Here is a 24,510-nt window from a genome sequence, read left to right as displayed (position 1 = left end):
AGTCAACCCGAGTTTTTTTATAGGATTAATAAAAAAACAGACCCAAAGGCCTGTTTTCAATCGTGGCAAGGCATTAAAGCTCTTCAATTTATTTTTTAATTTTTAAACCAATCTTTTGACTCGGGATTCATTTTCCATGTTTGCAGCTTCTTCAGGTCGTCTGTATGAATATTTCCATTTTCAAGTGCAACCTCTGTCAGTGTGTCATAATCAGTTAACGAGTAGTATGGAAGATCAGCCTCAGCAAACGCTTCCTGCGCTTTAGGAAGTCCGTACGTAAAGATTGATACTACACCAAGCACTTCACAGCCAGCGGCTTTTAGAGCTGCTGCAGCTTCGAGTACGCTGCCCCCTGTGGAAATTAAATCTTCAATGACAACTGTTTTTTGGCCTTTTTGAACGGCACCCTCAATTTGATTGCCTTTTCCGTGTGCTTTTGGTTTGCTTCTCACATAACACATCGGCAGGTTCAAACGGTCAGCCGCCAATGCCGCATGAGGGATACCTGCTGTCGCTGTTCCTGCGATCATCTCAGCTTCCGGGAAATGCTCCTGGATAAGCTTGCTGATGCCTGCAGCAACATCATTTCTTACCTCTGGGAAAGAAAGGGTAAGGCGATTGTCACAGTAAATTGGCGATAAAATGCCGCTCGCCCATGTAAACGGATCGTTTGGGCGTAAAAATACAGCTTGAATGTCTAATAGATGTTTTGCGATGATTTGTTTCATTGTTTGATTCCCTCCCATTCGAGTTTGACAGCTTCATAGGCTTTCAGCGGATTTGCAGCTTTTGTAATAGAGCGTCCTACAACAATGGCTGATGACCCTTTTTCTCTTGCTATAGAAGGCGTTGCGACACGCACTTGATCATTCGCAGTGTCTGCTGACATACGGATACCCGGGGTCACCGTCAGAAACGACGGCGACACTGCTTCGTAAATGGCTTTTGCTTCATGGACGGAGCACACCACTCCATCAAGTCCGCTATTCTCCGCCAGTTTGCTGTAGTGCACTACCGTGTCAATGAGAGGCTTTCTGATGAGCAGCTCCTCCTTCACCATTTGTTCAGAAGTGCTTGTCAGCTGGGTTACCGCAATAAGTGACGGACGTTTTTTTCCTGCCGGCGTGCCTTCCTCTAAGCCTTCCAGGGCTGCTTCCATCATTTTTTTGCCTCCGGCTGCGTGAACATTGACAAGATCGACTCCGAGGCAGGCAAGACGCTTCATTGCTTTATTTACTGTGGTCGGTATGTCATGGAGCTTCAAATCTAAAAAGATCTCACAGTTTCTTTCTTTTAATTGTGCAATGATGGCCGGGCCTTCTTGATAAAAAAGCTCCATCCCGACCTTCACAAATAATGGTTCTTTGTGAAAAGGCGCTAAAAACGACAGTGTTTCTTCAGCTGATGCAAAATCAAGCGCGATGATGGGCAGGTTGTTTTTCATGATTCCAGCTCCTTCCGATGCATTCTTCAACAGATTCATAGCCGTATTGGCGTAAAACAGCAGGGAGCTGTTCAATGATGTCAGGGCATGCGAAAGGATTCACGAAATTTGCTGTTCCGACAGCGACCGCACTTGCTCCAGCCAGAAGAAATTCCAATGCGTCTTCGGCTGTCTGAATGCCTCCCATCCCAATAATCGGAATGCTGACAGCCTGGCTGACCTCATACACCATGCGGATGGCAACAGGCTTTACAGCAGGACCCGAAAGCCCTCCTGTTTTATTGGCTAATATCGGCTTACCTGATTTTAAATCGAGCCTCATGCCGATTAATGTGTTGATCATCGTTAGACCATCCGCACCAGCCTCTTCGATCGCTACTGCAATTTCTGTGATGTTTGCCACATTCGGAGATAGCTTCACATATACAGGCACATCTGACACTTCTTTAACCGCTTTCGTTAAATCAGCAGCCATGGCAGGATTTGTGCCAAAAGCAATTCCGCCTGTTTTGACGTTCGGACAGGAAATATTCAGTTCAAGTGCGTGTACATTAGGCGCTTTACTGATATGCTCTGCCACTTCAACATAATCCTCGACCTGCGAGCCGGCGACATTGGCAATAATAGGCGTATCAAATTGTTCAAGCCATGGCAGCTCATTTTCTATGACGCTTTCCAGACCTGGATTTTGCAAACCGATCGCATTGAGCATTCCAGCGCCAGTCTCAGCTACCCTAGGCGTCGGATTCCCGAAGCGGGGCTCCTTTGTCGTAGCTTTGATCATGATTGCTCCTAGACAAGACAAATCATAAAAACGCGCAAATTCTTTTCCAAAACCGAAGCAGCCTGATGCGGGAATGATCGGATTTTTCAAATCCAGCCCCGGCAATTTCACCTCTAGCATTACAGCGCCACCTCCTGAGCTTTAAATACAGGCCCGTCAAGACATACCTTTACATAAGCTGTCTCACTTTCGTTTGTATGGCACACGCAAGCGAAGCATGCACCGATACCGCAGCCCATTCGTTCTTCCATGGAAATGTAAACCTCTTTGTGGGCGTATTCTTGTTTGAGCGCCTTTAGCATCGGTGTCGGCCCGCAGCTGAGGAGGATATCAAATTCAAGACTTTTCTGTTTGATGACATCTGTGACAAACCCGGTTTCCCCGTAGCTTCCGTCAGCTGTTGCCACATACGTATCGCCATACTGTCGGCATTCTTTTTCGTAAAAAACATCCTTTGCCGATTGGAATCCTAAAACGTGTATGACCTTTACGCCTTTTTCCTTTAAACGTTTCGACAGTTCTTGGAGAGGCGGCACTCCTACACCGCCCCCTACCAGCAAAGCCGTCTTTCCGGGTTGGACTTCATCTACTGGAAAGCCATTGCCCAAAGGCCCGAGGACATCCACGAGATCTCCCTTCTGCTTCAGCGACAAGAGTCTTGTTCCTTCCCCATCTACTCGATAAATCATGGTGACTTCATTTTTTCCAAGGTTAACATCAGCAATGCTGATTGGTCTTCGCAAAAGAGGCGTAACCGCTTCGCTCACTTTCAGGTGAAGGAACTGTCCTGGGACAGTAAACCCTTGGACAAGCTCCCCTTTTAGGACCATTTGATACACCCGGTCTGCAATTTGCTGGTTAGCACACACCGTCAAATACGCTTTTTTCATATAGTGATTGCCGCCTCCTGATTTGAGTTGACTGCCGGCATTTGATCGGCACGGAACGTCATGCTTTCCAGCACCCGCAAAATCGCTTCTGCCGTATCTAAAGATGTTAAGCAGGCAACACCGTTTTCTACTGATTCACGTCTGATTCTAAATCCGTCTCTTGCCGGCTGCTTTCCTTTTGTCAGCGTATTGATGACAAACTGGGCCTCCCCATTTCTGATCACATCAAGCAAATTCGGGCCGTCCTGGCCGATTTTTCCGACGACCTTCGCTGGAATTGATGCTTCCTTGAGATACCCCGCCGTTCCTTCGGTCGCTAAAATGTTATACCCGATCGCATGGAATCGTTTAGCGATGGCAAGCCCTTCTTCTTTGTCCTTATCAGCCACTGTTAAAAGCACGGAACCGTAGTTAGGGATTTGAATGCCTGAAGCTATCAGGGCTTTATAGAGCGCCTTTTCAAGGGTGGAATCTTTCCCCATGACCTCACCTGTTGATTTCATTTCAGGCCCTAACGTAATGTCCACTCTTCTCAGCTTCGCGAAGGAGAAGACCGGTGCTTTTACAAATACACCCTGTTGTTCAGGCTGCAGGCCTTCATTGTAGCCAAACTCAGCCAGCTTTTGCCCGAGAATGACTTTTGTCGCGAGGTTCGCCATCGGAATGCCCGTGATCTTGCTTAAGAACGGCACCGTTCTGCTTGATCTCGGATTGACTTCAAGCACGTATACTTCACCTTGTGACAGGACGAATTGGATGTTGAGCAAGCCGACAATATTCAGCCCTTTCGCAAGTGCGATCGTATATTGTTCAATTTTTTCTTTAATGTCCTCCGTCAGGGACTGCGGCGGATAGACCGCGATAGAGTCTCCAGAGTGCACGCCCGCACGCTCAATGTGTTCCATGATTCCCGGAATGACAACGGTTTGGCCGTCAGACACCGCATCCACTTCGATTTCTTTCCCAGTCAGATATCTGTCAATTAAGACTGGATGCTGCGGATTGATTTTGACTGCGTTTTTCATGTAATGGAGCAGCTCTTCCTCATGATAGACAATTTCCATCGCCCGTCCTCCAAGCACATATGAAGGGCGCACCAGTACCGGATAGCCGATGTTGCTTGCGATGTTTACCGCCTGATCAACCGATGTCGCAGTTTTGCCAAGCGGCTGCGGCACTTGAAGTTCTTCCAGCGCCTGTTCAAACTTATCCCGGTCTTCCGCACGGTCTAAATCTTCTAATGACGTTCCAAGGATTTTGACTCCGCGTGCAGAAAGTTCGTCAGCAAGGTTGATTGCAGTTTGTCCGCCAAATTGCACGACAACGCCCATCGGCTGTTCGAGGTCAATGATATGCATGACATCTTCGATCGTAAGCGGTTCAAAGTACAGCTTGTCTGAGATACTGAAATCGGTCGACACGGTTTCCGGGTTATTATTGACGATAATTGCCTCATAGCCTGCTTGTTTAATTGCCCACACGGAGTGAACCGTAGCGTAGTCAAATTCAACCCCCTGTCCGATTCGAATCGGGCCGGAGCCAAGTACGATCACGCTTTTCTTATCTGTAACAACAGATTCATTTTCTTCTTCATATGTGCTGTAGAAGTATGGCGTTTCTGATTCGAATTCCGCCGCGCACGTATCTACCATTTTAAATACCGGTGCAATTCCCGCTTGTTTTCTCAAGCTGTAAAGCTCAGATTCTTTCATTTTCCACTCGCGGCTGATGTACTTATCAGAAAATCCGAGTTCTTTTGCCTGTCTCAGCACATCCGTATCGCCCGCATTTGATTTCAGCTCTTTTTCAAACTGAACGATTCCGAACAGCTTATGCAGGAAAAAGAGGTCGATGGCAGAGAATTCATGAAGCTGCTCAACTGTGTAGCCCCTTCTGTACGCTTCAGCCAGGTAGAATAAACGCTCGTCTCCGGCTTTTTTAATCCGCTTCTCGAGAAGCTCATCAGGTATATCGGCGGCATCTTTTAATTCAAGATGATACACATCAGCTTCCAGTGAACGCACAGCTTTCAGCAGCGATTCTTCAAGCGTGCGGCCAATCGCCATCACCTCTCCCGTCGCTTTCATCTGGGTGCCGAGCCTTCTGTTTGCTGATTCAAACTTATCAAACGGCCAGCGAGGTATTTTAGATACAACATAGTCCAGCGCTGGTTCAAATGCAGCGTATGTCTTCCCTGTCACCGGATTCATCATTTCGTCTAGTGAAAGGCCGACGGCGATTTTAGCTGCGAGCTTTGCAATCGGATAGCCTGTCGCTTTTGATGCAAGGGCAGATGAACGGCTGACACGCGGGTTCACTTCAATGATGTAGTATTGGAAGCTGTCTGGATCTAAAGCGAGCTGTACGTTACATCCCCCTTCAATTCCAAGCGCACGGATCAGTTTTAAAGATACATTCCGGAGGAGCTGATATTCACGGTCGCTGAGCGTTTGGCTCGGTGCGACGACAATACTGTCTCCTGTATGGATTCCTACCGGATCAATGTTCTCCATGTTACAAACGACAATCGCATGATCTCGGCTGTCCCTCATAACTTCGTATTCGATTTCTTTATAGCCGGCAATGCTTTTTTCAAGCAAACATTGGTGCACCGGGCTTAATTTTAATCCATTCTCAACAATTTCTTTCAGCTCGGCTTCAGTGGAGCAAATCCCTCCGCCTGTGCCGCCTAATGTATATGCAGGGCGGACAATGACAGGAAATCCGATTTGGCTGACGAAATTCTCGGCTTCTTCTAGCGAGTGAATGATCTCACTTTCAGGGACGGGTTCATTCAGCTCATTCATTAATGTTCTGAACAAGTCACGGTCCTCAGCCTGCTGGATTGCAGACAGCTTTGTGCCGAGCACCTCAACGCCGCACTCCTCCAACACACCTCGCTCAGAAAGCTCAACCGCAAGATTCAAGCCGGTTTGACCGCCGAGTGTAGGAAGAATGGCGTCAGGACGCTCTTTTCTGATGATCCGCGTCAGAAATTCAGGTGTCAGCGGTTCGATGTAAACCCGGTCAGCCATTTCTGTATCGGTCATGATCGTTGCAGGGTTTGAGTTGACAAGAATGACCTCATAGCCTTCTTCTTTTAATGCAAGGCAGGCTTGCGTTCCCGCATAATCAAATTCAGCTGCTTGGCCGATGATGATTGGTCCTGACCCGATTACTAAAATTTTGTTAATGTCTACGCGTTTTGGCATACCGCTTCCCCTTCTTTCTCCGTTGTTTCAATCATTTCGATAAATCTGTCAAATAGATGATTAGCGTCCTCAGGACCAGGTGATGCTTCTGGATGATATTGAACCGTAAATGCCGGCAGTGTTTTGTGTTGCAGCCCTTCAATCGTATCGTCGTTTATCGCGATGTGTGTGACTTCAAGCTCTGTTTCATTGATAGATGAAACTGTATAGCCATGGTTTTGTGATGTTAAGGCAACTTTTCCGGTTGCAAGCTCTTTTACCGGATGGTTGGAGCCCCTGTGACCGAATTTCATTTTCTCAGTATTGGCTCCGCACGCCAGCGCAAATAACTGGTGGCCGAGACAAATTCCGAATAATGGCACTTTTCCAAGAACACCTTTTATCATTTCAATTGCTTCAGGCACATCTTTCGGGTCTCCAGGTCCGTTAGAAAGCATGATGCCGTCTGGCTTCAGCTGAAGGACTTCTTCTGCTGTTACGTTGTAAGGCACAACGATGACATCGCATTTCCGTTTGTTCAGCTCTCTTAAAATGCCGTGCTTCATGCCAAAGTCCACCAGGACAATGCGTTTACCTCTTCCCGGGCTAGGGTATGCTGTTTTGGCTGACACTTGGGATACTTGATTTCTCGGCAGTTCAGTTTCGTTCAGTCTTTTCAGTACCGATTCGATATCTTCATCAGGTGAGGCAAACGTTCCTTTTAGCGCGCCGGCCGTGCGGATCATTCTCGTCAGCTTTCTTGTATCAATTCCTTGCAGTCCCGGAATGTTTTTCATTTTTAAATACTCATCCAATGTGTACGCTGAACGCCAGTTGGAAGGCAGTTCACATAATTCTTTTACAATCAATCCTTTAACAAAAGGCGTAATGGATTCAAAGTCATCACGGTTAATGCCGTAATTTCCGATAAGCGGATATGTTAACGTAACAATCTGCCCGCAATAAGAAGGGTCTGACAAAATTTCCTGATAACCAGTCATACCGGTATTGAAAACGACTTCCCCCATGCTGTGCTCCAAGCTCCCGAAGGCTTTGCCCTCAAATACCGCTCCGTTTTCCAGTACTAATCGTCTTTTCATTTCACAAGTCTCCCTTCTTCATAAGCAAGCGTTCCTGCTGCAATTGTAGCGACTGGCCAGCCGTTGCAGCTGAGGCCGTTAAATGGTGTGTTTTTACCTTTAGATAAGAATGTTTCTTTGTCTATCACTGCTTCTCTTTCCAAATCGATTAATGTGATGTCAGCTGCTTGTCCCGGTTTCAGTGTTCCATATGGGAGACCAAACGCTTGGCACGGCTTGATTGTCATATAATCGATCAGCTGTTTCAGCGTCCAGCTGCCGTTTTTGACAAAATGTGTGTAAAGAAGCGGGAACGCTGTTTCCAAACCGACAATACCGAACGGCGCCAGCTTCATTTCTGTGTTTTTCTCTTCTTCTGTATGCGGCGCATGGTCGGTTGCTATAAAATCGATCGTTCCGTCCAAAAGCCCTTCAATCAGTGCTTCTCTATCTTCCGCACCGCGCAGCGGCGGGTTCATTTTATAGTTTGTGTCCAGCCCCGGAATGTCCTCATCACAAAGCAGCAAATGATGCGGTGATACTTCTGCTGTCACTCTGATTCCCGCTTTTTTCGCATCGCGTACGACCCTGACAGACTCTTTCGTGCTGATATGGCATACATGATAATGGCAGTTTGCCGCCTCAGCCAGCAGCACGTCGCGTGCAATATGAACCGATTCACACACAGAAGGAATGCCGTTGAGCCCGTTTGCTTTGGAGAATGTCCCCTCATGTACGCTTCCTCCATAAATTAAGGAGTTGTCCTCGCAATGTGCAACAATCGCTTTGTCTATCGCGGCTGCGCGTTTCATTGCTTCATACATCATTCCTGCTGTCTGTATACCGACGCCGTCATCTGTAAATGCAAATGCCCCAGCTTCCTTTAATGCTTCAAAGTTTGTCATCTCATCACCAATTTGTCTGATCGTAATAGATGCATAAGGAAGGACTCTGACACATGATGTGTCTTTAATGCGCTTTTGCACCCATTCCATCTGCTCCTTCGTATCAGGAACCGGCCGTGTATTCGGCATGGCCGCTACGGTTGTATAACCGCCGCGCGCCGCTGCTTTTGCACCAGTTTCAATGGTTTCTTTTTTCTCTCCGCCAGGCTCTCTAAAGTGTACATGGAGGTCAACAAACCCCGGTGAAACGAGCAATCCTTTCGCATCAATAACCGTTTCTCCATCTGCTGCATCAAGCTTGCCGATTTCGGAGATGACCTCTCCTGTCACTCGAATATCCTGTTCTGTTTTTTCACCATTTTTGTTAAGTATCCAGCCGTTTTTAATGAGATATGACATACGCTGCTTCTCCTCTTTTCGCATTGGTTTGTAAGGCTCGCTGTAACACTGCCATTCTGATGAATACACCATTTTGCATTTGTTTGAAGATTCTTGATTTTTCGCTTTCTACTAAGCTGTGATCAATCTCCACTCCTCTATTCACAGGGGCGGGGTGCATAATAATCGCATCCTGCTTCATACGTTCAGCCCGTTCTACAGTCAAGCCGAATTCATTTAAATAGCCTTCCTGGCTGACAGCTGACTGATGTCTTTCATTTTGAATACGGAGCAGCATGACAACATCCGAAGTCTCTACTGCTTCTTCCATTGAGACATACGCGCCAAACGTATTTTCTTCATCCTGCCATTCCGGCGGACCGGAAAACAGAACGCGGGCACCGAGTCTTGTCAACACTTCAGCATTAGATCTTGCGACCCTGCTGTGCTTAATGTCGCCGTGAATGGAGACGGTAAGGCCTTTGAACGTGTTGAATTCTTCATTGATTGTCATTAAATCAAGCAATGATTGTGTCGGATGCTGACCGCACCCATCGCCTGCATTCAGAATCGGGATATTTACATGTCCGACAAGCTCTTTGTAGTACTCATCCTCACTGTGCCTGATAACACACGCGTCAACACCGATTGATTCGAGCGTTCGGATTGTGTCATATAAGGTTTCACCTTTTTGTACACTTGTGCTTGTTCCGTCGAGATTCAGGACATTCATGCCCAGTTTCTTTTCAGCTACCTCAAAGCTGAATCGTGTTCTGGTGCTTGGTTCAAAAAACAGATTCGCTGCAAATTTCCCTGGCAGCTGATGGTCTGTTTTTCCGTTTTTGAGGTCTTGCGCAGTTTGAAGCAAATCTTTGATTTCCCCAGTGCTGAGTTCACTCATCGTCGTTAAATGCTTCATTTTCTTTCCCCTCTCATTTCAACTTTTTAAGGCTGAAAAAAACCCCGGTCTTGGATAGACTCGGGGTACGGTTAAATAGAGGAGCAGCGTGAAGCTTTCTTCTCTTTATAACCCTTCCAAGCCTCTCTGGACTTTCATTAAAAGGTTTAGATATGATGTTGTTCGGATGTGTCTGCCTGCTCTTCCTTCACTTGCGGAAGAATCAGGTTTAAGATGACACCTACAATTGCCGCAAGCGCCATGCCTGACACTTGGAATCCTCCTTCAGACACCTGAATAAATGCGCCGCCTACGCCGATTACAAGGATGACTGATGTGATGATGAGGTTTCTGTTATTTTCATAATCAATTTTGTTGTCAATCAGCATTCTCAAACCGCTGGAAGCGATGATGCCGAACAGCAGGAAGGAAACGCCTCCCATAACCGCTGACGGGACTGAACTGATAAGCGCAGATATTTTGCCGATGAAGCCGAAACAAAGGGCAATCACTGCTGCGCCTCCGATAACAAAGACGCTGAACACTCTCGTAATGGCCAGTACGCCAATGTTTTCTCCATAAGTGGTTGTAGGCGGGCCGCCAATCAAGGAAGCAAGGATTGTGGCCGCGCTGTCGCCCATTATTGAGCGATGGAGACCCGGTTTTTTAATGAAGTCTTGTCCGACAACTTTGCTCAGCACCATCTGGTGGCCAATATGCTCTGACATGGTAACAAATGCGACAGGGACCATTGCTGCGGCAATGCCAAGTGTCACTGACGGCGTATAATCTTTGAACGGGATGATGAATTCAGGGATAGCAAACCATTTCGCGTCAAGCACCGGCTGGAAGTTGACAATTCCTTGAATCAGGGCAAACAAGTATCCGCCAATGATCCCGATCAAGACCGGGATTAAGCTTAAGAATCCTCGCAAGAAAATCGCGCAAATGATCGTGATCGCTAAAGTGACACCTGCAACACTGAAATGTTTTAAGCTGTAAACCAGCTCACTTGCATTCGGATCAGCATACATGGCCATATTTACCGCTGTACCTGCCAGACCCAATCCAATGACGATAATAACCGGACCTACGACGACAGGCGGGAGAAGCTTCATCAGCCAGCCTGTTCCGAGCTGTCTGATCAGCAAGGCAATCAGCCCGTACACAAGCCCTGCCAGAAACGCACCAACCATTGCTGCTCCCGGTCCGCCGGTCGCTTTTACCAAGATGATCGGAGAAATAAAGGCAAAGGATGAACCGAGGTACGCTGGTATTTGTCCTTTCGTGATCAGAAGGTAAGCAAGTGTTCCGATACCGCTCGTCACCAATGCAACTGCAGGACTCATTCCGACCAGCTTCGGAACCAAAATCGTTGAGCCAAACATCGCGAATAAATGCTGCAGGCTGAACGAAACCCAAGAGAAAGGTTTCGGGATTTCCCTGACTCCTAAATTAACTTTTTTCTTACTCATGATGATTTTCCCCCTGATTGATGACTTTTCATATTAGGATGACTTAATAACTGTATAAAAAAACCTCTTTGCTATTTTTACGCAAAGAGGCATACAAAGACCGGCCGCATACTTTCGGGGCTTCGCTGTGCACCTCTTTGCAACCTCTCTGGATTGCGTTTAAAAAGGTGATACATTATTCATTTTCATAAATGGCGACGAGATCGTTTTTGTCAACCTCATCAAGCTGCACCATAACCTTTTCAGCTTTTGAAGTCGGAATGTTTTTCCCGATGTAATCTGCTCGGATCGGCAGTTCTCTGTGTCCTCTGTCAACAAGCACAGCCAGTTGAATTGAGGAAGGCCTGCCTACATCGACAAGGGCGTCCATAGCGGCTCTGACCGTTCTCCCTGTGTAAAGAACATCATCTACGACAATTACTTTTTGATCTGTGATGTCTACCGGTATATCTGCACCTTTCACAAGCGGTTCTTCATTGCTCGTTTTTTTGGATAGATCATCTCTGTAAAGGGTAATATCAATTTCTCCAACCGTTACAGGATTTCCTTCAATCTGTTCTATCCGTTCGGCGAGGCGTTTTGCTAAATAAATGCCTCTTGTCTTGATGCCGACAAGGATGCAGTTGTTCATCCCTTTATTGCGTTCTATCATTTCGTGAGCAATTCTGGTCAGCGCACGTCTGATTGCCTGTTCGTCGAGAATGACAGCTTTTTGATTCATTATGTGACACCTCACAGTTCATTTAGAAGAAAAAACCCCTCTTGCCATTGGCAGAGAGGGGTTTAGGACAAGGTGCGTGCATATACACGTATCCCGTCAATCCGTTATCCTTCTCAGCCTCTCTGGACTGTTTTAAAGAATCTATTCAGCTTCGTTTATTATTTCAGAAAAGAGACGTCCTGTCAACGGGTTTTTCTCAGATTTTCGATTAAAGCAGACATATCCTCAGGAAGCGGTGCCTCAAATTCGATATATTCGTCAGTGCGAGGATGCTGAAAACCTAAAATTCCGGCATGAAGCGCTTGTCCGTTAAAATCGATCGTTTTTCTCGGCCCGTATTTCGGATCTCCCGCTAACGGGAAGCCGATATACTTCATATGAACACGGATTTGATGCGTTCTTCCTGTTTCAAGCTGGCATTCTACAAGCGTAAACTCCTGGAAGCGGTCAAGAACATGAAAATGAGTGACGGCGTTTTTGCCATCACGTGTTACGGTCATGCTTTGCCGGTCTTTCTTATCCCGCCCGATCGGCGCATCAATTGTACCGTCATCATGAGAAATAATTCCGTGGACAACCGCCGTATATTTCCGCGTGACCGTTTTGTTGACCAATTGGTTCACGAGAGACTCATGTGCCATATCATTTTTCGCCACCATTAATAATCCGGACGTATCCTTATCGATCCTGTGAACGATCCCCGGACGCATCACGCCATTTATTCCGGAAAGATCCGTGCAATGAGCCATAAGGCCGTTTACAAGTGTGCCCGTAAGATGCCCGGGTGCTGGGTGCACAACCATTCCGCGAGGTTTATTGACAACCAGCACATCTTGATCTTCATAGTATATATCCAGATCCATCGGTTCTGCCAGCACGTCGAGTGCTTCCGGCTCAGGTACAGTGACGGTCACCTGATCACCCGGCTGAATTTTATAATTCGCTTTCACCGGGCTTCCGTTTACGACAACTTGTCCGTCCTTCACCCATTGCTGAACCTGGGTTCTCGACCAACCATTTTCAGTCGATGCAAGAAATTTATCAATCCGCTCACTTTTTTGTTCTTCTGAAGCGGTTATGTCAAATTGATTCATTCTATTGCTCCTTCTTCTTTTTCCCGCTGTCCAACAGCATTTGTATAAATAAAAGCATTACGCCGACACATAATGAAGAGTCCGCGATATTAAAGATCGGGTAATTGTAATTGACGATAATGACATGGATAAAATCCACCACTTCCTGTCTGACAGCCCGGTCGATAAAATTGCCGATGGCGCCGCCAAGCATGAGTCCAAGGGAAACACCAAGAAGCTTTTGCCCTTTCGTATATCGCTGTATGTAATAAACAATACCAATAATGACTGCAGTTGTGATGAGGTAAAAAAACCACATCTGACCGGCTAATATCCCCCACGCCGCACCCGTATTGCGATGGGAGGTGATATAGAATACCTGATCAATGATCGGTATGCTTTGTCCAAGTTCCATGTTCTTGACGACAAGCCATTTTGTCAGTTGATCAGCTGCGATAATAAGTAGTGCGATAACGTAATACAGCACAAACGTTCCTCCATTGTACGGTTACTTTAATCCATTATGCATTTTATCAATAAAAAGCACAGGAGTAAAGAAATATCAGCCTCTGTACAGACTTAATTGGGAAGGCGCTGTTATTCATACAGCGCCTGATCATACTCAATATCAGTTGATTTCCACAGAGGAAGCGTTTTTTTTTCAAATTGGACTGAATACAGAAAATCGTTTGCTGTTCGCGCTGTCGGCAGCACCGCCAGCTTTGAAAGAGGAATGGGAGACCCAGTTTCTTCACAGTATCCGAATGTGCCGTCCTCAATTTTCGACAATGCGAGAAGAACGTCCTGAAGCTCTTCTTTAATATGATAGATCAGAGTTGCTTTTTGTTTATGATTGATTGCTGCCTGCGGGCTTGTTGAAACCTGAAAGCAAGAATACTCAAATAATCTCGACTGTAATTCTTCTTTCATCAGAAGAAGTTCCGTATAAATTGCGGTCAGTTGATCATTCATTCATCACAACTCCTGCTCTTAACGTAATACCTATATTGTTACCTGTGAATGATGATCTAAAGCCCATAAGATTTTTCCTGCCATTCTAAACGATGTCACTCTTGGCACAAAAAAGCCCAGCTTGTGCGCCGGGCTCTTTCATTAATTCTGATAATACTTTTCAACAATTTCAGCGTTGCGCAGTGACAGTGTAGGATATTTCGGGTTTGCACCTACATCTTTAGAAATCACACGGGATCTCTCACACATTTCGCCTTCAGCTTTCTCGACAGCGATTTTCCCTGTCTCAAAGCTTTGCGCATCGTTTGGCGCTTCATTTTCTTCACTGATGGTTAATTCAGAAACAATAAACAGCTGAGAAAGATTTTCTTTAATAGAAGCTAATAGCTCTTTGTTCTCTTTATTCGGATACAACTTCAGGCTTGCTTCCAATGATTTACCGATGATTTTTTCATTTCGCGCTGTTTCTAACGCTTTTAGCACATCATCACGAAGAGACATAAAACGGTCAAACTTATCTTCTGTGGCTTCGCTGTTTGGAACCGCAATCGTTTCCGGCATATCTGTCAGCTGAACGCTTTGCTCGTCAACAAATGTTAAGTGAGACCACAATTCGTCAGCAGTATGAGGCAGAATCGGTGCTGTAAGCTTCACTAATGCCAGCAGCGTTTCATAGAATACAGTCTGCATGCTGCGTCTATCCGGATGATCCGCATGCTCAATGTATACAATATCCTTAGCGAAATCCAGATAGAATGAGCTTAATTCAATTGTACAGAAATTGTGGATGCTGTGATACACAACCGCAAATTCGTACTCGTCATACGCTTTTTTCACTTTATCAATCAGTTTGTTTAGCTTAATCAGCATATACTGATCGACTTCACGAAGATCTTCCACAGCCACCGCATTTGTTTTTGGATCAAAATCGAATAGGTTGCCGTGAAGGAAACGGAACGTGTTGCGGATTTTACGGTATACTTCAGCAACCTGCTTCAGAATCGCATCAGACACGCGAACATCCGCCTGGTAGTCAACAGAAGACACCCATAATCTCAAAATGTCGGCGCCAAGCTGTTTCATAACTTTTGCTGGAACCACAACGTTACCGATGGATTTACTCATTTTGCGTCCTTCTCCATCTAGTGCAAATCCATGGCTGAGCACACCTTTATATGGCGCTTTTCCTGTTACGGCTACTGCTGTTGATAGAGATGAGTTAAACCAGCCCCGGTATTGGTCAGAGCCTTCAAGGTATAAATCAGCTGGCCGAACGAGATCCTCGCGCTCTTCAAGCACCGCTTGGTGGGAAGAACCAGAATCAAACCAAACATCCATGATGTCCTGTTCTTTTGTAAATGTGCCGTTCGGGCTACCAGGATGCGTAAAGCCTTCCGGAAGAAGATCCTTCGCTTCTTTTTCAAACCAAATGTTAGAGCCATGTTTTCTAAACAATTCTGAAACGTGCTCAATCGTTTCATCTGTGATGATTGGCTCACCGTTTTCAGCATAAAATACCGGAATCGGCACACCCCATGCACGCTGTCTGGAAATACACCAGTCGCCGCGGTCGCGCACCATATTGTGCAAGCGCTGCTCGCCCCATTCAGGAACCCATTTTGTTTCTTTAATGGCATCCAGCAGGTCTGATCTGAAATCTTTAATAGACGCAAACCATTGCGCAGTTGCTCTGAAAATGGTTGGTTTCTTTGTTCTCCAGTCGTGCGGATAGGAATGTGTAATGAATTCAAGCTTTACGAGCGCGCCCTTTTCTTCGAGCTGCTGAGTGATCGCTTTGTTTGCATCATCATAGAACATACCTTCAAAGCCAGGAGCTTCGCTTGTCATCACACCTTTTTCATCAACTGGACAAAGTACGTCTAAGCCGTATTTTTGGCCGATGATAAAGTCATCTTCCCCATGTCCCGGTGCTGTATGAACACAGCCTGTTCCGGCGTCAGTTGTCACGTGATCGCCAAGCATAACGAGTGAATCTCTGCCGTATAACGGATGTTCAGCGATAATATTTTCGAGATCTTTGCCTTTGATCGTTCTTGTCACTTCATACTGCTCAAAGCCGCATGCAGAAGCTACAGCTTCAACCAGTGCACTTGCTACAACAAAGCGATCATCACCAACAGCAATCACGCTGTATTCTAGATCAGGATGCACCGAAATGCCGAGGTTTGCAGGGATCGTCCAAGGCGTTGTTGTCCAAATGATGATGCGCTCGCCGTTTTCAAGCACGCCTTTTCCGTCTTTCACGCCAAACGCAACGTAAATAGATGCTGAGCGTTTGTCTTGATATTCAATTTCCGCTTCAGCTAAAGCAGACTCACTTGAAGGTGACCAGTTAACCGGTTTAAGGCCTTTATAAATGTAGCCTCGTTTTGCCATCTCACCGAAAACGCGGATTTGCTGTGCTTCATATTCCGGTTTCAGTGTCACATATGGATTTTCCCAGTCGCCGCGGACTCCAAGACGCTTGAATTGCTCACGCTGACCCTCAATTTGCTTCCATGCATATTCTTCACATAGCTTGCGGAATTCAGCTACTGACATTTCTTTGCGGTTCACTTTTTTGTTTTTTGTAAGAGCTGTTTCAATCGGCAATCCATGTGTATCCCAGCCCGGTACATATGGTGCGTTGTACCCGCTCATTGATTTGTAGCGGACGATGAAGTCCTTTAAAATTTTGTTAAGTGCGTGGCCCATGTGGATATCGCCGTTTGCGTACGGAGGTCCGTCATGTAAAACAAATTTCGGGCGGTCCTTCGTCCGTTCCTGTACTAGACTGTAGATATCCTGCTCCTCCCATTTCTTTTGCATGTCAGGCTCACGGTTTGGCAAATTGCCTCGCATCGGAAAATCTGTTTTCGGCATTAAGAGCGTGTCTTTGTAATCCATTTTCATTCCTCCACCAATTTTTTCAGAAAATAAAAAAAGCCCTCTCATCCCATAAGGGACGAGAAAGCTTATCTCGCGGTACCACCCTTTTAGAAAAAGCCAGGCTTACGCTTTTTCCTCTCGAGCATCGTAACGTGATGAACGTCCTAACCTACTGTGAGTTCAGAAAGGAAACTTAAGGGCTGATCTACATGATTCCGGCCATCCCGGACTTTCACCATCTCCGGGTCGCTATAAAGGCATGATGGAAACATGACTGTCCCTTTCAACCGTCTTTTCATCTGAATTTATGAACGTATTATATTCGACAAGCTAAGAAAATGTCAAGGTAATCAGAGAATTTATTCCTTTTCCTCAAACACAGCGTCGACTTCATATTCGAGCAGATGATCCCAATCATCATTTTTCAGAAGATCAAGCTGCGCTTCGATCAGCATTTGGAAACGTGTTCTGAACACTTTAGACTGTTTTTTCAGTTCTTCGATTTCCATTGCAATTTTTCTTGATTTCGATAAAGACTCATTGATGATGCGGTCAGCGTTTTTCTCCGCTTCCCGAACAATCAGCTTTGCTTCCTTTTGAGAATTGCGCTTTACGTCCTCAGCTGCTTCTTGGGCAACCAGAATCGATTTATTCAGCGTTTCTTCAATGTTGGCAAAGTGCCCGATTCTTTCATCTAGCTCATTCACTTTCGCTTCAAGCTCTGTTTTTTTACGGAGAACAATTTCGTAATCTTTTCTGACTTGGCTCAGAAATTCATTTACCTCGTCTTCATCATATCCGCGAAAACTTTTTGTAAACGTCTTATTGTGAATATCATTCGGCGTTAATGGCATGATGCCACCTCCATTTTTTACATTTCAGTACGGTTATCTAGTTCACATTATAAAGCAAATTCCACACAGATGGAGAAAAAAACTGAAAAACCGACTATTTTTGTCGTTCAAACGTGACTCTCCACTTGTCTTTTTTGGTTTTCCCTTCGATTTTTGTCAGACTGCAGCGGCCAAAGCCCCTGATAGAGAGCATGTCCCCTTCAGCAACCTGGTAAGAAGGATCTTCAACAACCTTCCAGTTCACTTTTACAAGACCGTTTTTCACCAGCGTTTGTGATTTCTGGCGTGATTGCCTGCTCATAGAGGCGCAGACTGCGTCAAGCCTTAAAGAAGAAACGGTATCATCTCTTATTTCGACATCTAGTGCGGGAATTTTAAGGTCTGACAAGTCAATTTTCTCAAGCTTGACCGCGGCTTTTCCGGCTTGGGTAAGCTGAGCTGCAACAAAATCGGCTGTTTCAGCTGAGACAATGATTTGCACTGCCGTCTCTGAAAACACTAAATCTCCAAACTTTTGCCGCTTCAGGCCGATTCCCATTAATGAACCAAGAAGAGACCGGTGATCGACCGTCACAAATTTTTCAGCATAGCGGACGTCGAACGCCTGAAGCTCAAAATCCGATTCTTCCGGCTTGATGTACTCAGGATATAAAATAGCCCGTTTTCGCTCCGCTCTGCCATAGCCGCCGAAAAAAGCCAGTCCTACATCTGCCTGTCCCGTGACAGCAGCGAGAATGACCTGTTCCCGGGGATCTAAAAAGTCGGTCAGCTTCATCCGGTACTGCTCCTGGACAATTCTTTTCCATTCGAGCGCCTGATCGATAAAGGCACGCTCGTCTTTTCTGAAGTGCTGATAAATATCGCTCATCGTCTTTCCCTTCTATGTAAAGAGGCTTGGCAGCAGCCAAGCCCCTATCAAACTGTCACCTTAAAAGGCAATCATGCGATAAAGCCCCCACAAGCCAGTTGTCGCAAACCGCAACACGAGAATGGCTACGATTGGTGAAATATCCAGCATTGCAATTGGGGGGATAATTTTTCTGAATGGCTCGAGATATGGTTCACAGATCGAAGCTAAAAAACGTCCGACTCCTGTTTCCCTCGTACTCGGCACCCATGACATAAAAATATATATGATCAGGGCAAATGAGTATATTGTAATTAATAAGCTTAAAACCGAAAAAACTTGATAAAGGATCATCTCGCTTTACCACCTCTGATCGTCTTCAGATATGAGCTCAGAAATTGTGCCTGATACATCTACGTTATCAGGCGTGCATAGGAAAATATCTGAACCAATTCTTTGGATATCGCCGCCAATGGCGTAAACGGTTCCGCTTAAGAAGTCAACAATCCGTTTCGCCTGGTCATGCTGTATCCGCTGAAGATTGACGACAACTGCCCGCCTGTTCTTCAGATGGTCGGCTATTTCCTGCGCCTCCGCATAAACGCGCGGCTCACTCAACACCACTTTAGAGGATTTCTGAACACTTTGCAAGCTTACCACGTTCTGTTTGGCTGCTGGTTTACCGGCATTATAAGCAGGTTTTTCTTTTTGTTCCTGTTCCTCATGAGAATCCCGCTCAGTTTCAATATATTCGTATTCGTATTCTTCTTCATCCATCGAGAAAAAGTTTTTCAGTTTATTTTTCATACTCATTGCTGTACACCCCCTGTTTCATTTCCGACTAACGATGAGCCGATTCTAATATAAGTAGCCCCTTCTTCAATCGCGATTTCAAAATCATTTGACATGCCCATCGACAGTTCTGTACATGGAGCGTTCGGCTGTTTCAGCTCTTGAACCTGATCACGAAGTTCTCTCAGCGCACGGAAACAGCTTCTGATCTGATCTTGGTCATCAGTCAGAGGAGCCATAGTCATCAGTCCGGCCACAACGATGTGTTCAAAGCCGGAAAGCTCCTGTATGAAGGGTATCACTTCTTCTTTTTTCATGCCGTGTTTAGAGGGCTCAAGCGAGGTATTGACCTGCACAAAGCATTGGACAGCACCTTCAGCCCGTTTTTCAATTTCTTTCGCTAATGAAAGCCGGTCCAGAGAGTGAATATAGGAAACAGAATTGACGACAGCTTTTACTTTTCTTGATTGAAGGCTGCCGATAAAATGCCATTCCACATTTCCTTTTATGATTTCCTGTTTGCGAAGCAGCTCGGCGTCCCGGTTCTCTCCGAGGCACGTAATGCCCGCATCGACCGCCTCCTGTGCTCTTTCTGGCGAGACATATTTTGTGACTGCAATAACCGTAACTTCATCGGAGCTGCGGCCCGATCTGTTACATGCTTCGTTTATTCGTTCGTTTATATGTCGTAAGTGATCAACAACACGCAAGATCTTTTATGCCTCCTTCATTCCGATAAAGGACATCATCCGTCCTGTTTTCCCCTGATCGCGCCGGTGGGAAAAGAAAAGTGACGGCTCACTTTCCGTACATAAACCGCTGACAGAAATCTGCTCATTTGCCAAACCGCTGTCGATCAGTATGAGTCGATTCAGCTCTTTCAGATCAAGCTGATACTGCCCCTGCCCCGTCTGATTTACGGCACGCTCTGCTGAAAACGGCAATGCGCGGACAGCATTCATCACACGATCATCCACGGTATAGCACGCACCGCAGATAGACGGTCCGACAACAGCGTATATATCAGAAAGCTTCGAGCCCTCCTGTTCGGTCCATTGTTTCACCATTTCTCTGCCAATCTGTTTGACCGTGCCTTTCCATCCGGCATGAGCGACCCCGACAAGCGATTTCACCGGATCGAAAAAGAAAAGAGGCACACAATCAGCAAAGCATAATGCCAGGAATACATTTTTATCATTTGTATAGAGCCCGTCTGTTGCTTTAAAAGCTGATTGATACTCACGGGCGCCTTTGCCCCTGTCCCTCTGCGTCACTTTTTGGACGCGATTGTCGTGTGTCTGGTCAGCAAATACCCAAGACTGCAAATCAATATTAAACATATCGGCTATATATTCACGATTTTTAACCACATCTGCATCTTTGTCATGAACGTGCAATCCTGTATTTAACGACTCAAAAGGTTTTTGACTGACACCGCCGTTTTTCGTAGTAAATCCGGCAATGATTTCTGCATGATTTTGATTCGTTTGTTTCCAGTCTTGTATCATGAGTGTCGAGGGGGTGGTGAGACTGAATGGGTGATATGTATTCATGATGATCCAACCTTTCGACAAACATTTATAAGGCGTAATTTCCCACTTATTTTACCACATCTTTCTGCATTCGTTTAGCGCCGATTTGCATATTTCATAAATGAAATGTGCCGGAAGAGTTCAGACTTCCGGCATTTGACAATCAGCGGCAAAAAAGCTAAGCATGGGATTCACTTAATCGGACTAAAATGACATCTTCACCGATTTTAACTATATTTCGCCAAGGAATGACCATTTCCTCTTCCTTTCCAAAAAAACCGAGAACTTTTCCATTTCCCCCTAGAATAATCGCCTGAATTTTTCCTGTAGTGACATTGATATCAATATCGCCGATGCTCCCCAATTTTTTTCCGTTAGAAACATTGACGACATCTTTCACCTGAAATTCTGAAATGCTGATCATTCCCATCACGTCCTTTTTCGGTCCTTTTTTCTAGTATATGAACGGGCGGGCTGAACCTTGTCAGCAAGGAGAAATTTTCATGATCATTGTTCTTTTTTACGGCTGCACCATCTAAGGATGAATGTGAGCATGATTTTCGTATAATCTACGAGCTGCTCAATCGATACCTCCTCATTAACGGAATGAGCATTATATAAATTGCCAGGTCCGTAGATCACGCTTGGGATACCGGCATTATAAAGCCATCCGCCATCGGTTACGGTCTGAGAGACGTCAACGACCGGGCGTTCGCGTTTGATTTCCTCGTGTGACGCTGTTAGGGCTAAAACGCCAGGATGAGCCGGATCAATTTCCAAGGCTGGAAAAATTTCTCCTCTTTCCTCAATCATTGAAGAGCCTCCCCATTTAAAGACAGGACGGTTTTCCCTCAGCCAAATATCACTGTCACTCAGCCGGTTGATGTAATCTTCTATTTCCGCTGCCACTTGTTCATGCGTTTCATTCGGGTAAAAATGGACTGTGATCCACAGCCGGCACTCATCCGCTATAAAGGCCGCATGTCTGCCTCCTTCTATAACAGCGGGATTAATTGTGTTTGTACCGGGTGCAAAGCCGGGATAACGTTTCATAATGGCCCAATGGCGCTCAAGCTCACCGAGTCCAGAAATGATTTTTGCCATTTTTTCGATCGCGCTCGCCCCGAATGTTCCTCCGCCAGCGTGGATCATATTGCGTCTTGTTCCATCGTGAAACGTTTGACTGCTTTTGATTTCGATCCAGCCTGTAATCACTCCGCCTTGACCTTGAATATGCATATCGCTCGTATCCGCCACAACTGCAAAGTCTGCGTGATAGCCCTTTTTGCAGCATTCAAGCGTACCGGCCTCTCCGACCTCCTCCCCGATGACCGATTGCAGAATCAAATCGCCCGGGAGCTCAATACCTGCTTCACGAATCAGCTTTACAGCAAACAGCACACAGGCCATTCCGCCTTTCATATCTGAGGCGCCCCGGCCGATTAAGAAACCGTTTTTCTCAATAGGACAAAACGGGTCATGCACCCATTCCTCGTCCTCTCTTACCTCTGCCACATCGACATGCCCATTGATGATTAAACTTTGATAGGCTGCTGAATTTGTTCCCTTTAAAACACCCACAACATTGGGATCTCCTGGATAAACGTCCCATTTGTCGATGAAAAATCCCCGCTCACGCAAAAACTGTGCAATCCATGTTTGGATGCTGTCTGTATTTCTCGCAGGCGGCGCCGGTGTTTTAAAAGAAATCAGCGTTTTCGCAAGCTCAATGAGTTCGTCCTTTTGTTCTTCCACTTTTTTTAGTAAAGATTCTACTTGATCAATCATGTTATCCGCTCCTATTTTTAATAGAAAAAAGCCGTTTCATATTCATGAAACGGCTTAATAAAGAAAGCAGAGTGCATGCTGCTGCATTCTCCACTTTTTTCACCGCTTCCCTCCGCTGGCATGATCCAGATCAGGTCAATAAGGGTTGAGACAAGCGTCTCTCTCAGCTTCTGAAGCACCCCTAGGATGAATCGTATGTCGTTATGCATTTGTTACCGTCTCAGCTCTTGTTAAAAACGGACGATCCTGATTCCATAATACACGGATCGGCGTATCAAAAAAAGAAGAAAGTGATTCATCTGTCAGCATGTCTTTCATTTGTCCTGATCTAAAGACTTCTCCCTTTTTTAACAAGAGGGCTTTATCAAAAATCGGCAAAATTTCTTCCGCATGATGCGTAACATAAAGAATAGACGGCGCATTTTCCCTGTTTGCAATATGTGTAATTGAATCTAACAGTTTTTCCCGGGCAATAAAATCAAGTCCTGTAACTGGTTCGTCCAGTATAAGCAGCTCCGGATCAGCCATTAGCGCTCTTGCGATTAAAGCTCTTTGTTTCTCTCCTTGAGAAAGAGTTTCATAGCGGCGGTCAGCATAATCGATGGCTCCTAAGTCCTCGAGCAGGGCAATCGCTTTTTCTCTGATATCCGCACTTGGAGTTTCATACAAGCCAATTGAAGCATATGCCCCGCTCAGAGCAATTTCAAAAGCTGAATCTGCCGGATACAATTTTTGCTGAAGACCCGCTGAGACAAGGCCGATTTTTCGCCTGAGTTTATCTCCCAGCTCCGTTTTTCCGAATACATGACCAAGCACCTGCATCTCGCCTGTTGTCGGAAAATAGTAAGAGCATAGCATATTTAACAGCGCGGTCTTCCCTGCTCCGTTTAATCCGTAAAGCACCCAGTTCTCCTTTTCTTCTACTTTCCAATGAATATCCTTTAGTATCCATTTTCCATTCCGTTTTAGTGAGACATTGTCAAGCTGCAAAATCATTGTGGTCCTCCTCTTTCCAAAGCAAAGAATTGTTTTAATTTTCACAAAACTGTGTACGGACTAGGATACCTTACTTTTTCGAAAACGTAAACCGCCCGCTTCTAAATAGAAAAGCCTTTAAAACAATTTCTGTTTTAAAGGCTTTCCGCGTCATGCTATTGATGAATATTCTTATTCATTTGTTTGATTGCTGCCTTTTCCAGTCTGGACACCTGTGCCTGGGAAATCCCGATTTCTTCGGCTACTTCCATTTGCGTTTTTCCTTGGAAGAACCGTTTTCTTAAAATCATTTTTTCCCTCTCGTTCAGCCTTCTCATGCCCTCTTTCAAAGCCAGCTCTTCAATCCATTGTGTATCTTTGTTGCGTTCATCACTGATTTGATCCATGACATAAATCGGATCTCCGCCGTCATTGTAGATCGGTTCAAAAAGAGATACCGGATCTTGAATGGCGTCGAGTGCAAACACGATTTCTTCGTGCGGTACTTCAAGAACTTTGGCGATATCCTCTGCCGTCGGCTCCTTGCTTGTCTCACTGATTAACCGTTCTCTTACCTGGAGTGCCTTATATGCGATATCCCTGAGTGATCTCGAGACACGTATCGGGTTATTATCGCGCAAATACCTGCGGATCTCTCCGATAATCATAGGTACAGCGTATGTTGAAAACTTAACATTGTGGCTTAGATCAAAATTATCAATGGATTTCATTAGTCCGATGCAGCCGACTTGAAATAAGTCATCAACATACTCCCCTCTGTTATTAAATCTTTGAATGACACTTAAGACAAGACGCAAGTTCCCGTTTACAAGCTTTTCTCTGGCTGAATCATCACCTTCGTCCTGCAATTGCCTAAACAGCTTTCTCATCTCTTCATTCTTGAGTACGGGTAATTTGGACGTATCCACCCCGCAGATTTCGACTTTATTTCTCGACACTTTTTTCCCTCCCTACAGGAGCTGCTGTACAACGTTAAGTATCTCCTCGGGTGGGAAAAATATG

General features: G+C 45.6%; 24 protein-coding genes, 1 riboswitch and 1 other annotated feature. All 24 genes read right to left on the bottom strand.

Annotated elements, in window-relative coordinates; translation table 11 throughout:
* Nucleotides 1-95: 95 nt before the first annotated feature.
* On the bottom strand, nucleotides 96-728 hold the full coding sequence (gene pyrE, locus NST56_RS08885) for an orotate phosphoribosyltransferase (protein WP_286058561.1): 633 nt from the start codon (nucleotides 726-728) through the stop codon (nucleotides 96-98).
* A complete protein-coding gene (gene pyrF / locus NST56_RS08880; protein ID WP_010334190.1) occupies nucleotides 725-1,444 on the bottom strand; it encodes an orotidine-5'-phosphate decarboxylase in 720 nt (239 codons plus the stop codon). The genes pyrE and pyrF overlap by 4 nt, the downstream gene beginning before the upstream one ends.
* Nucleotides 1,413-2,348, bottom strand: a complete 936-nt coding sequence (locus tag NST56_RS08875) for a dihydroorotate dehydrogenase (protein WP_339181394.1) — start codon at nucleotides 2,346-2,348, stop codon at nucleotides 1,413-1,415. Before NST56_RS08875 ends, pyrF begins: the two co-directional genes overlap by 32 nt.
* On the bottom strand, nucleotides 2,348-3,118 hold the full coding sequence (locus tag NST56_RS08870) for a dihydroorotate dehydrogenase electron transfer subunit (RefSeq protein WP_326202288.1): 771 nt from the start codon (nucleotides 3,116-3,118) through the stop codon (nucleotides 2,348-2,350). The genes NST56_RS08875 and NST56_RS08870 overlap by 1 nt, the downstream gene beginning before the upstream one ends.
* Nucleotides 3,115-6,330 (bottom strand): carbamoyl-phosphate synthase (glutamine-hydrolyzing) large subunit, encoded by a 3,216-nt coding sequence (gene carB, locus NST56_RS08865; protein ID WP_339181392.1) that lies wholly within the window; start codon nucleotides 6,328-6,330, stop codon nucleotides 3,115-3,117. Before carB ends, NST56_RS08870 begins: the two co-directional genes overlap by 4 nt.
* The gene (locus tag NST56_RS08860) at nucleotides 6,315-7,409 is read right to left on the bottom strand and encodes a carbamoyl phosphate synthase small subunit (RefSeq protein ID WP_268446235.1); all 1,095 of its coding nucleotides are present in this window, start codon (nucleotides 7,407-7,409) and stop codon (nucleotides 6,315-6,317) included. The genes carB and NST56_RS08860 overlap by 16 nt, the downstream gene beginning before the upstream one ends.
* The gene (locus tag NST56_RS08855; RefSeq protein ID WP_326227016.1) at nucleotides 7,406-8,692 is read right to left on the bottom strand and encodes a dihydroorotase; all 1,287 of its coding nucleotides are present in this window, start codon (nucleotides 8,690-8,692) and stop codon (nucleotides 7,406-7,408) included. The genes NST56_RS08860 and NST56_RS08855 overlap by 4 nt, the downstream gene beginning before the upstream one ends.
* On the bottom strand, nucleotides 8,676-9,590 hold the full coding sequence (locus NST56_RS08850) for an aspartate carbamoyltransferase catalytic subunit (protein ID WP_339181386.1): 915 nt from the start codon (nucleotides 9,588-9,590) through the stop codon (nucleotides 8,676-8,678). The genes NST56_RS08855 and NST56_RS08850 overlap by 17 nt, the downstream gene beginning before the upstream one ends.
* 146 nt (nucleotides 9,591-9,736) lie before the next feature.
* Nucleotides 9,737-11,044, bottom strand: coding sequence for a uracil permease PyrP (gene pyrP, locus NST56_RS08845; RefSeq protein WP_326227014.1), 1,308 nt, complete (start codon nucleotides 11,042-11,044; stop codon nucleotides 9,737-9,739).
* A gap of 175 nt (nucleotides 11,045-11,219) precedes the next feature.
* Complete coding sequence (gene pyrR / locus NST56_RS08840; protein WP_024121338.1) at nucleotides 11,220-11,765, bottom strand: bifunctional pyrimidine operon transcriptional regulator/uracil phosphoribosyltransferase; 546 nt, start codon at nucleotides 11,763-11,765, stop codon at nucleotides 11,220-11,222.
* Between the two features lie 182 nt (nucleotides 11,766-11,947).
* Nucleotides 11,948-12,859, bottom strand: a complete 912-nt coding sequence (locus tag NST56_RS08835) for an RluA family pseudouridine synthase (protein ID WP_168747755.1) — start codon at nucleotides 12,857-12,859, stop codon at nucleotides 11,948-11,950.
* Between the two features lies 1 nt (nucleotide 12,860).
* On the bottom strand, nucleotides 12,861-13,325 hold the full coding sequence (gene lspA, locus NST56_RS08830) for a signal peptidase II (protein WP_010334181.1): 465 nt from the start codon (nucleotides 13,323-13,325) through the stop codon (nucleotides 12,861-12,863).
* Between the two features lie 110 nt (nucleotides 13,326-13,435).
* Nucleotides 13,436-13,810, bottom strand: a complete 375-nt coding sequence (gene ylyA / locus NST56_RS08825; protein WP_010334180.1) for a sporulation-related RNA polymerase-binding protein YlyA — start codon at nucleotides 13,808-13,810, stop codon at nucleotides 13,436-13,438.
* Nucleotides 13,811-13,951: 141 nt separating this feature from the next.
* A complete protein-coding gene (gene ileS / locus NST56_RS08820; RefSeq protein ID WP_326192131.1) occupies nucleotides 13,952-16,717 on the bottom strand; it encodes an isoleucine--tRNA ligase in 2,766 nt (921 codons plus the stop codon).
* 51 nt (nucleotides 16,718-16,768) lie between these two features.
* Nucleotides 16,769-16,996 (bottom strand) — a binding site (T-box leader).
* Nucleotides 16,997-17,058: 62 nt separating this feature from the next.
* Nucleotides 17,059-17,553 carry a septum site-determining protein DivIVA gene (gene divIVA / locus NST56_RS08815; protein WP_010334179.1) on the bottom strand — a complete coding sequence of 165 codons (495 nt, stop codon included), beginning with the start codon at nucleotides 17,551-17,553 and terminating at the stop codon, nucleotides 17,059-17,061.
* Nucleotides 17,554-17,647: 94 nt separating this feature from the next.
* Nucleotides 17,648-18,421: an RNA-binding protein gene (locus tag NST56_RS08810; protein ID WP_268446241.1), complete on the bottom strand. Its 774-nt coding sequence runs from the start codon at nucleotides 18,419-18,421 to the stop codon at nucleotides 17,648-17,650.
* 60 nt (nucleotides 18,422-18,481) lie between these two features.
* Entirely contained in the window at nucleotides 18,482-18,754 is a 273-nt protein-coding gene (locus NST56_RS08805) for a YggT family protein (RefSeq protein ID WP_010334177.1), read from the bottom strand.
* A 6-nt stretch (nucleotides 18,755-18,760) separates the two neighbouring features.
* A complete protein-coding gene (gene sepF / locus NST56_RS08800; protein ID WP_024121333.1) occupies nucleotides 18,761-19,213 on the bottom strand; it encodes a cell division protein SepF in 453 nt (150 codons plus the stop codon).
* Entirely contained in the window at nucleotides 19,210-19,902 is a 693-nt protein-coding gene (locus tag NST56_RS08795) for a YggS family pyridoxal phosphate-dependent enzyme (RefSeq protein WP_229148158.1), read from the bottom strand. Before NST56_RS08795 ends, sepF begins: the two co-directional genes overlap by 4 nt.
* A 6-nt stretch (nucleotides 19,903-19,908) precedes the next feature.
* Entirely contained in the window at nucleotides 19,909-20,745 is an 837-nt protein-coding gene (gene pgeF / locus NST56_RS08790; protein WP_168747752.1) for a peptidoglycan editing factor PgeF, read from the bottom strand.
* 157 nt (nucleotides 20,746-20,902) lie between these two features.
* Entirely contained in the window at nucleotides 20,903-21,148 is a 246-nt protein-coding gene (locus NST56_RS08785) for a YlmC/YmxH family sporulation protein (protein ID WP_010334173.1), read from the bottom strand.
* Between the two features lie 83 nt (nucleotides 21,149-21,231).
* Nucleotides 21,232-22,512 carry an acetylornithine deacetylase gene (locus NST56_RS08780; RefSeq protein WP_339181373.1) on the bottom strand — a complete coding sequence of 427 codons (1,281 nt, stop codon included), beginning with the start codon at nucleotides 22,510-22,512 and terminating at the stop codon, nucleotides 21,232-21,234.
* 90 nt (nucleotides 22,513-22,602) lie between these two features.
* A riboswitch (TPP riboswitch) is annotated at nucleotides 22,603-22,705 on the bottom strand.
* 8 nt (nucleotides 22,706-22,713) lie between these two features.
* Entirely contained in the window at nucleotides 22,714-23,508 is a 795-nt protein-coding gene (locus tag NST56_RS08775; protein ID WP_339181371.1) for an ABC transporter ATP-binding protein, read from the bottom strand.
* A gap of 155 nt (nucleotides 23,509-23,663) precedes the next feature.
* The gene (gene sigG, locus NST56_RS08770) at nucleotides 23,664-24,446 is read right to left on the bottom strand and encodes an RNA polymerase sporulation sigma factor SigG (RefSeq protein ID WP_010334169.1); all 783 of its coding nucleotides are present in this window, start codon (nucleotides 24,444-24,446) and stop codon (nucleotides 23,664-23,666) included.
* Between the last annotated feature and the right edge of the window lie 64 nt (nucleotides 24,447-24,510).

This window comes from Bacillus sp. FSL R5-0560 (assembly GCF_037966305.1).
Lineage (GTDB): Bacteria > Bacillota > Bacilli > Bacillales > Bacillaceae > Bacillus > Bacillus mojavensis.
Note: the sequence above shows the minus strand (reverse complement) of the source record. Positions and strands in the feature narration are given on the sequence as shown.

Coding starts and splice junctions, on each gene's coding strand:
- pyrE (WP_286058561.1), bottom strand. CDS start 728: ATGAAACAAATCATCGCAAAACATCTATTAGACATTCAAGCTGTATTT.
- pyrF (WP_010334190.1), bottom strand. CDS start 1,444: ATGAAAAACAACCTGCCCATCATCGCGCTTGATTTTGCATCAGCTGAA.
- NST56_RS08875 (WP_339181394.1), bottom strand. CDS start 2,348: ATGCTAGAGGTGAAATTGCCGGGGCTGGATTTGAAAAATCCGATCATT.
- NST56_RS08870 (WP_326202288.1), bottom strand. CDS start 3,118: ATGAAAAAAGCGTATTTGACGGTGTGTGCTAACCAGCAAATTGCAGAC.
- carB (WP_339181392.1), bottom strand. CDS start 6,330: ATGCCAAAACGCGTAGACATTAACAAAATTTTAGTAATCGGGTCAGGA.
- NST56_RS08860 (WP_268446235.1), bottom strand. CDS start 7,409: ATGAAAAGACGATTAGTACTGGAAAACGGAGCGGTATTTGAGGGCAAA.
- NST56_RS08855 (WP_326227016.1), bottom strand. CDS start 8,692: ATGTCATATCTCATTAAAAACGGCTGGATACTTAACAAAAATGGTGAA.
- NST56_RS08850 (WP_339181386.1), bottom strand. CDS start 9,590: ATGAAGCATTTAACGACGATGAGTGAACTCAGCACTGGGGAAATCAAA.
- pyrP (WP_326227014.1), bottom strand. CDS start 11,044: ATGAGTAAGAAAAAAGTTAATTTAGGAGTCAGGGAAATCCCGAAACCT.
- pyrR (WP_024121338.1), bottom strand. CDS start 11,765: ATGAATCAAAAAGCTGTCATTCTCGACGAACAGGCAATCAGACGTGCG.
- NST56_RS08835 (WP_168747755.1), bottom strand. CDS start 12,859: ATGAATCAATTTGACATAACCGCTTCAGAAGAACAAAAAAGTGAGCGG.
- ylyA (WP_010334180.1), bottom strand. CDS start 13,810: ATGAATGATCAACTGACCGCAATTTATACGGAACTTCTTCTGATGAAA.
- ileS (WP_326192131.1), bottom strand. CDS start 16,717: ATGGATTACAAAGACACGCTCTTAATGCCGAAAACAGATTTTCCGATG.
- divIVA (WP_010334179.1), bottom strand. CDS start 17,553: ATGCCATTAACGCCGAATGATATTCACAATAAGACGTTTACAAAAAGT.
- NST56_RS08810 (WP_268446241.1), bottom strand. CDS start 18,421: ATGAGCGATATTTATCAGCACTTCAGAAAAGACGAGCGTGCCTTTATC.
- NST56_RS08805 (WP_010334177.1), bottom strand. CDS start 18,754: ATGATCCTTTATCAAGTTTTTTCGGTTTTAAGCTTATTAATTACAATA.
- sepF (WP_024121333.1), bottom strand. CDS start 19,213: ATGAGTATGAAAAATAAACTGAAAAACTTTTTCTCGATGGATGAAGAA.
- pgeF (WP_168747752.1), bottom strand. CDS start 20,745: ATGAATACATATCACCCATTCAGTCTCACCACCCCCTCGACACTCATG.
- NST56_RS08785 (WP_010334173.1), bottom strand. CDS start 21,148: ATGATCAGCATTTCAGAATTTCAGGTGAAAGATGTCGTCAATGTTTCT.
- NST56_RS08780 (WP_339181373.1), bottom strand. CDS start 22,512: ATGATTGATCAAGTAGAATCTTTACTAAAAAAAGTGGAAGAACAAAAG.
- NST56_RS08775 (WP_339181371.1), bottom strand. CDS start 23,508: ATGATTTTGCAGCTTGACAATGTCTCACTAAAACGGAATGGAAAATGG.